This window comes from Algoriphagus antarcticus (assembly GCF_002150685.1).
GTDB classification, from domain to species: Bacteria; Bacteroidota; Bacteroidia; order Cytophagales; family Cyclobacteriaceae; genus Algoriphagus; species Algoriphagus antarcticus.
Genome location: NZ_MSSW01000098.1, coordinates 21,965 through 27,964 on the forward strand (window position 1 = coordinate 21,965; position 6,000 = coordinate 27,964).

7 protein-coding genes and 1 pseudogene are annotated in these 6,000 nt (G+C 39.0%); 7 read left to right on the plus strand and 1 reads right to left on the minus strand.

Annotated features, from left to right (window positions below; genetic code table 11):
• Positions 1-211: 211 nt before the first annotated feature.
• From BVH04_RS23490 to BVH04_RS26290, 4 genes and pseudogenes are all read left to right on the plus strand, one after another.
• Positions 212-685, plus strand: coding sequence for a phosphatase PAP2 family protein (locus BVH04_RS23490; RefSeq protein ID WP_140160653.1), 474 nt, complete (start codon positions 212-214; stop codon positions 683-685).
• Positions 682-810 carry a hypothetical protein gene (locus BVH04_RS26415; protein WP_262481386.1) on the plus strand — a complete coding sequence of 43 codons (129 nt, stop codon included), beginning with the start codon at positions 682-684 and terminating at the stop codon, positions 808-810. Before BVH04_RS23490 ends, BVH04_RS26415 begins: the two co-directional genes overlap by 4 nt.
• A 101-nt stretch (positions 811-911) precedes the next feature.
• Positions 912-1,112, plus strand: a complete 201-nt coding sequence (locus BVH04_RS26285) for a hypothetical protein (RefSeq protein ID WP_240511043.1) — start codon at positions 912-914, stop codon at positions 1,110-1,112.
• Positions 1,102-1,686, plus strand: a pseudogene (locus BVH04_RS26290) (P-type ATPase). The gene BVH04_RS26285 and the pseudogene BVH04_RS26290 overlap by 11 nt, the downstream one beginning before the upstream one ends.
• Here the strand turns inward: BVH04_RS26290 and BVH04_RS23500 are convergent.
• Positions 1,669-3,165, minus strand: coding sequence for a S41 family peptidase (locus BVH04_RS23500; RefSeq protein WP_086543902.1), 1,497 nt, complete (start codon positions 3,163-3,165; stop codon positions 1,669-1,671). The pseudogene BVH04_RS26290 and the gene BVH04_RS23500 sit on opposite strands and share 18 nt — an antisense overlap.
• 1,300 nt (positions 3,166-4,465) lie before the next feature.
• Here BVH04_RS23500 and BVH04_RS26295 point away from each other — a divergent pair.
• The 3 genes from BVH04_RS26295 to BVH04_RS26305 all read left to right on the plus strand — a co-directional run bounded on the left by BVH04_RS26295 (position 4,466) and on the right by BVH04_RS26305 (position 5,868).
• Positions 4,466-4,684, plus strand: coding sequence for a hypothetical protein (locus BVH04_RS26295; protein WP_240511045.1), 219 nt, complete (start codon positions 4,466-4,468; stop codon positions 4,682-4,684).
• 30 nt (positions 4,685-4,714) lie between these two features.
• A complete protein-coding gene (locus BVH04_RS26300; RefSeq protein WP_240511046.1) occupies positions 4,715-4,930 on the plus strand; it encodes a DUF1016 N-terminal domain-containing protein in 216 nt (71 codons plus the stop codon).
• Positions 4,931-5,016: 86 nt separating this feature from the next.
• A complete protein-coding gene (locus tag BVH04_RS26305) occupies positions 5,017-5,868 on the plus strand; it encodes a hypothetical protein (protein ID WP_240511047.1) in 852 nt (283 codons plus the stop codon).
• Positions 5,869-6,000 lie beyond the last annotated feature (132 nt).

The following is a 6,000-nucleotide window of genomic DNA, read 5'->3' on the forward strand; positions in this document are numbered from 1 at the left end:
TTCAATGTCAGTTTTAAACATTTTAAATTATGGACATATCGAAATATTTTCAATTTTTAAAAGGTAAGAAAAAGGCTCATCATTTGATTTTTGCTTTGATTGGTGTTTTCCTTTTGCTTACAGCATTCGTCTATTTTCTACCACCACCATTATAGATTTTGAATCTTAAGAAGAAGTGCAAGAACAGCAAAACTATTACCTGGACATACTAATGAAGGGAATCAGTTGGTTTGGAAGTACTTGGGTTGCTGTTGGAATTGTTCTGGGTGCAGCCATAATATTCTTACTCTTTAAGTATAAAAGAGAGTCTTTATTTATTAGTCTTAGTAGCACGATTTGGATTCTCACATATGTGATAAAAATTATAATTAATAGACCAAGACCCTCAGCTGATTTTGTCAATAAACTAGTTGATGCTCAACATCAAAGTTTTCCTAGTGGCCATACTTCTTTTTATGTTGTTTTCTTTGGTTTGCTGGTATTTCTTATGTTGCATTTGAAAGGAATTATTAAGCCACTTCGATATTCTATAATTGTTTTCTCTCTTATATTAATTTTTTCGGTCCCATTTTCACGTATTTATTTAGGGGCTCATTGGTTTACAGATGTGGCTGCAGGTTTTATTTTAGGGCTTTTAGTACTTTATATTTTAATACGGATTTACTTAAAAAAGATTAAACTATGAAAAAGGAAACAGCTGGCCATTCAGGATTTTTCGGTAAGAATGGAGAAGTGATTTTCCCCATTACTTGTGGTGCCCTCTTGGGTATCGGGTTTGGGCTTAGCTTTGTAGAGACTGTTCCTGAATAGGTCTGGGATTTTATATAGGAGCCTACTTTTTTGGAGGCTTCTTTACAGCCAAAGAAGCAATCGAAACAATTTTAAAAGGAGGATTTGAAATTGATTTTCTCATGTTGGTCGCTGCTATTGGAGCTGCGATCTTGGGGGAATGGGCAGCAGGAGCCTTGCTGCTGTTCTTATTTAGCTTAGGTCATTCGTTAGAGCATTATTCGATGGTAAAAGCACACAAATCCATAGAATCCCTAGCGTCTCTTGCTCCAAAAACTGCCTTGAAAAAAAGAGGCTGGAAGCACGAAGGAAGTGGGGATTGAAGAGTTGCAGCTAGAAGAAGTTATTCTGGTTAAACCAAATACACGGATTTCAGCAAACGGTGTGATTATAGCGGGGGAAAGTGCGGTAGATCAGTAGCCAATCAGCAGTGAGAGTATCCCGGTCGACAAAGTTCCGATGAAAGATACTGATGCAAAGGATTTAGCCATAACCGATGTTCCTCAGGAGAGTAGGGCGTTTTCAGGGACCATAAACGGCAACGGAACTTTAGAGATCAAAGTGTTGCAGCTTTCGGTGGATTCTACAGTTTCAAGATTGATCACATTGGTCAATGAAGCCAAAGCGCAGAAATCCCCGACTCAGTTATTGACCGACAAATTTGAGAAGTTCTTTGTTCCGTCGGTATTGATATTGGTGTTGATTTTATGCTTTGCGTTTTTGGTTTTGGAAGAGCCTTTTAGCGAAAGTTTTTATCGTGCCATAGCAGGTTGCTGCAAGCCCATGCGCTTTGGCTATTGCTACTGGCCGATACTTATTAGAACTCAGCTAAAGTGGTCATCAATCTATCCAATACACCTACATAGATGTATAGCGTTTTTAGGGGCTCCTTATTAATTCTATTACTTTATTAAGTTGATAGTCTTCCTTCATGAAAATTTGGTTCAGACTTCTTTCAATAAGGATATCTGGGGTTGTGCCTACGCCATCCAATAAATCCCCGTTTTTTTGAAAGGATACCATGGTGCTTATTTTTCCTGTTAGATTGGAATTAGGCAATTCAAATCGCTGACTATTGCCACTTGAACCATCTGTGTTTACACCCACTACAGAGATGGTAGGCAAATCCTTAAAGACAGAAACAAGTATTGAAGCCGCACTGAAGGTTCTTTCGTTAGCCAGCAGGTAAATTGGCTTGTTATAGTGGTATTTTCCTTCGCTTAGTTTTTGCCCATTGAGCAGGTAGTAATGGTAGTCACTATACTTATCATCATCCAACTCATACCTGGGATGGAAGGTGCTCATGAAGTTTTCTACCGACAGTTGTTCTCTAGTATCCAATTCCTCCTTTGAAAATAGGAAGCGTCTGTGCAAGTCTTCTTTTTGATCTTGAGTCAAGGGTGAGGTTCTCCTCTGCCTAGCGGCATTGACGACATAGACTGAATCTGGATGAATAAAATAGCCTGCCAATTCTTGAATTAAATCTCGCGTTCCACCACCGTTGTCCCTTACATCGATAATCAATGCATCGGTCTGTTTTGCCTTTAAAATAAAGTCATTCAGAATCTCAAAGAATACTGGGCTATCTTCCTTTGCTACCATTTCTGGGACTTGCATATATCCGATCTTGTTTTCCAGACTGAATAACCCTGCTATTGATTCCTTGTCGTTGTATTGTTCCTCTTTTAAGCGAAACGGATTCTTAAAAAATCGCTCATCCCAATACCTAGCTCTTTTGATCCCAGTCACCAAATTGACGTGAACGACCTTTTCTACCCCCTGATCATTAGCTAGTGTGATTGATAGTGGATTGGGTATAGGGAAGTCTAATCTCCGGGAAACTAATTCAATATCTCTTAATTCTCTTACTGCATTGGTGAAATAGGAAGCTTCAGGGGCAAGGATTTCTGCTGGGAGAAGTTGCTTTATCAGCTTTTCAATTAGGATGGAATTGATTGATTTAAGATAGGGAAATTCTTCATCCCAAAAAGCATATTCATTTTCTTCAGGTTTATAATCTACTACCAATACTTTGTCTTGATAGGGAGCAAAGGCAATTGGGAAATAAAGTGAATCGCGAATTTCATAGTCTTTTATATAGGCATGTCTGTCACCGATTTTTCCAATAGTCTTAGCTAAGAACACCCCAAAATCATAGGTAGAGATTTGATCTCTATTGATGCTTTCCAGAAATTTTTTAAAATCGGATTGATAGTCATATCCATTCAGTCCTTGGTAGGAGGATTCGGTTAGAAGAATTTTATCTAGGTGGTTTAGGTCTTTTTCTATCGCCCTTTTGGTTAACTGTTGAGCTAATGAGTCTGGACTGGATAAAAAAGTACTGAGGATAGAGAGAAAGAGTAGGTATTTTTTCATAATGAGAGATTTCTGCTGTGCGCCTATTCCATTAAAGGAATAAGGCATCCAACATTCACAAGTTTTTCGTATTGTTTACCAGGATATTTGGTTGACTCCCTAAGAATACTTGACCCCAATCCACTAAACTAATCTTTGGGACGAAACGGGAGAAGGGTGGGATGGAATTCAGAGCTAGTGAGAGAGGATAGCTGTGAATACAGATGCTCTCTTTAGAATTCCCTTGCGATAATTTCCGGGATAGAATGAGGTAAGTTGAACCACCTTATGAAGGGTGTTTTTATATTCAGAAATTGCTTTCTGCCTGTATTCCTACTGTCGAAGTCAAAATCAATTTTATGATTTCCATGGTCTCAAATCCAGAACTTAATAATCAAGTTTTGACACTGAAAGTCAAATGATAGCTGATCTGATCACCTTCTCCTCAAATAGATGGAAGAGAGAAAGTAGAAAAGCCAATTATAGATTGGTCTTTCTGAAACTACAAACTCACCCACTAACGAGTGATGGGAATACTCCGAGATGGGGGCAACGTCTATGGTGAACTATGCATGAATCATTTTACAACTTAACTTATCGCGGAGCCAAGTGCTCCGTTTTTTATAGCAATTGTGTTGGTTTTTTGGCAATAAAACTAGTGTAATCCCTTTCGACAATGATTTTTTTTGGTCAACTTGGAATTGAAAATTAGAGTGGTCGTTGCCAATAAAGAAAGTGAATTATGAAAAAACTAGGCTTAATCGTATTAGGGATAATTATTCTTGGGGCAATCCTTGTAATAACCCTCGTAATGGAAATCATTGAATTTTTTATGGGAGCCATCCTGTTCGTATTGGCAATTGTAATTTTAGTTTATTTATATAATAAGATAAAAGACAAGGTTTCTTAAGAATCCGTCAAGACAAGTGTATTTTTGCCATCAGCCTTAAACTCAGAATTCATAAGATGAGAAAGGGAAGTATCAGAAAAAGTGTGTCTTTATTGAGTTGGGAGATGCTGAGCAAACCAATAGTAGGAAACAGTCCAGTATGAAGTAGCGCTAAAAATCGTTTTAGCTCAGTGATTTAGTGAAAGGCAGCATTTGTCTTGGGAAAGTTCCTTTTTTTTCTACTTTATTTCCTCTATTCTTTATCACCTGAAGCTCTTAAGTCCCAAGACTATCAGGATTCTGGAATTCAATCAACTTTTATCACCCATCCGAGCATAATCATCCGGAAATAAAATGCAATGGGGAGCCCAAACGAAAACTCAAAACTGATTTAGAAATAAAGCTAAAGCAACGTTCAGACAGATGAGTAAAATGCCTCAATCCAACATTAACCAAGCAGATTGTAATGATTTACTTAAGCTTGCAGTTACCGAAATCAGAACTGCCCGTAATGTCATCGCTAAGCAAATAAACAGTTCTACGAATTCTGTTTATTGGAATTTGGGAAAATTACTTTTTGAAATCGAGCATCACGCAGGCGACACACGGAGAGATGATTATACGTTTTGCGAGATTCCATTTGCCCTATAAAAAAACAAATTATAGACAAATGAAAAACAGTTGGAAGAAGGCTATGGCAGCGGTGCGGTAAAACAATTATCCCTTGATCTTAAACATGAGTTTCCGGATATGGGTTTGTCTCCCCGCAACTTGTGGAACATGAAACGCTTTTATCAGGAAAATGCAAAACTGCCACAGGCTGTAGCAGTTTTGCCTTGGGGTCATAACTTACTTTTGCTTGACAAAATACAATCGTCAGATGCAGTAAGTTTTTAGGCAGGCGAAACCTTAACTAAAGGCTGGGCAGGTTATTTATTGCTCAATGCCATTAAATGGACAGCTTCGGCCAGGCACAAAAACAGGTGAAAACGAACAATTGCGAACAGACACTTCCGGAGACCCATGCAGAATACGCCAATGAAGTATTCAGGAGTTCATACAAGGTAGGTTATATCAATTACGATGCAAACGGTAATATAACCACTATGCAACGGGTAAATACCAAAACAATATCCAATTGGGGATTGATTGATAATTTGTCGTATTCATACTTTACCAATAGCAATAAACTAGCACAGGTAACGGATTATCAGTCCAACGTCACTTATATATCTCAGGATTTTAAGGATAAAAGTACTGCTCAGTATGAATATGACGGCAATGAAAATCTGAGCAAAAATCTGGACAAAGAAATCACTTCCATTGCCTACAACCATCTTAATCTTCCGGCCACCATCACTTTCTCAGGAACCAATAAGAAAATCGATTACTGGTATGATGCGCAGGGAACAAAGCTCCGTCAAGTCACTACCGATGGAGCAACAGTAAAGAGACTAGACTACTTGGGTGAACTGGTGTTCGATAACAGTGCAATTTCATACGTCCTACACGAAGAGGGAAGGGCGACGTATGAAAACTCTGCTTTCCAATATGAATTCTTTGTAAAAGATCATCTTGGTAATGTAAGACAGGTGATCCGTGCTCCAATTTCCGGTGCCAGAATAGCCACAATGGAGCCAGAGAATGCAGAGGAAGAAGAGAAAGATTTTGAAGGAATCAGAGAATCCCGACAGGGAGCAGGAGAGCATAACAAAACTCCCGGCGGCTATGCCACGGCTTGGCTGAACGCAGGCAGAAACCGAATTCTTGGGCCTTCCCGGTCTCAGGAGGTGCAGAAGGGAGACAATGTAGAGCTTGGGGTTCACGTACAGTAGTCGGGAGGAAAATACGTAGATCCAAAGAAATTCAAGTTGTCACCAGCCAGCTTTGTACGTACAGGAATGGAAAAGAAACTGATCCAGCAACTTACAGAATACGGTCAAAATCTCACTTCAGGCGGAGTGAAT

What these genes read in the sequence shown, in the direction of transcription:
- BVH04_RS23490 (WP_140160653.1), top strand. Translation starts at nt 212, where the DNA reads ATGAAGGGAATCAGTTGGTTTGGAAGTACTTGGGTTGCTGTTGGAATT.
- BVH04_RS26415 (WP_262481386.1), top strand. Translation starts at nt 682, where the DNA reads ATGAAAAAGGAAACAGCTGGCCATTCAGGATTTTTCGGTAAGAATGGA.
- BVH04_RS26285 (WP_240511043.1), top strand. Translation starts at nt 912, where the DNA reads ATGTTGGTCGCTGCTATTGGAGCTGCGATCTTGGGGGAATGGGCAGCA.
- BVH04_RS23500 (WP_086543902.1), bottom strand. Translation starts at nt 3,165, where the DNA reads ATGAAAAAATACCTACTCTTTCTCTCTATCCTCAGTACTTTTTTATCC.
- BVH04_RS26295 (WP_240511045.1), top strand. Translation starts at nt 4,466, where the DNA reads ATGCCTCAATCCAACATTAACCAAGCAGATTGTAATGATTTACTTAAG.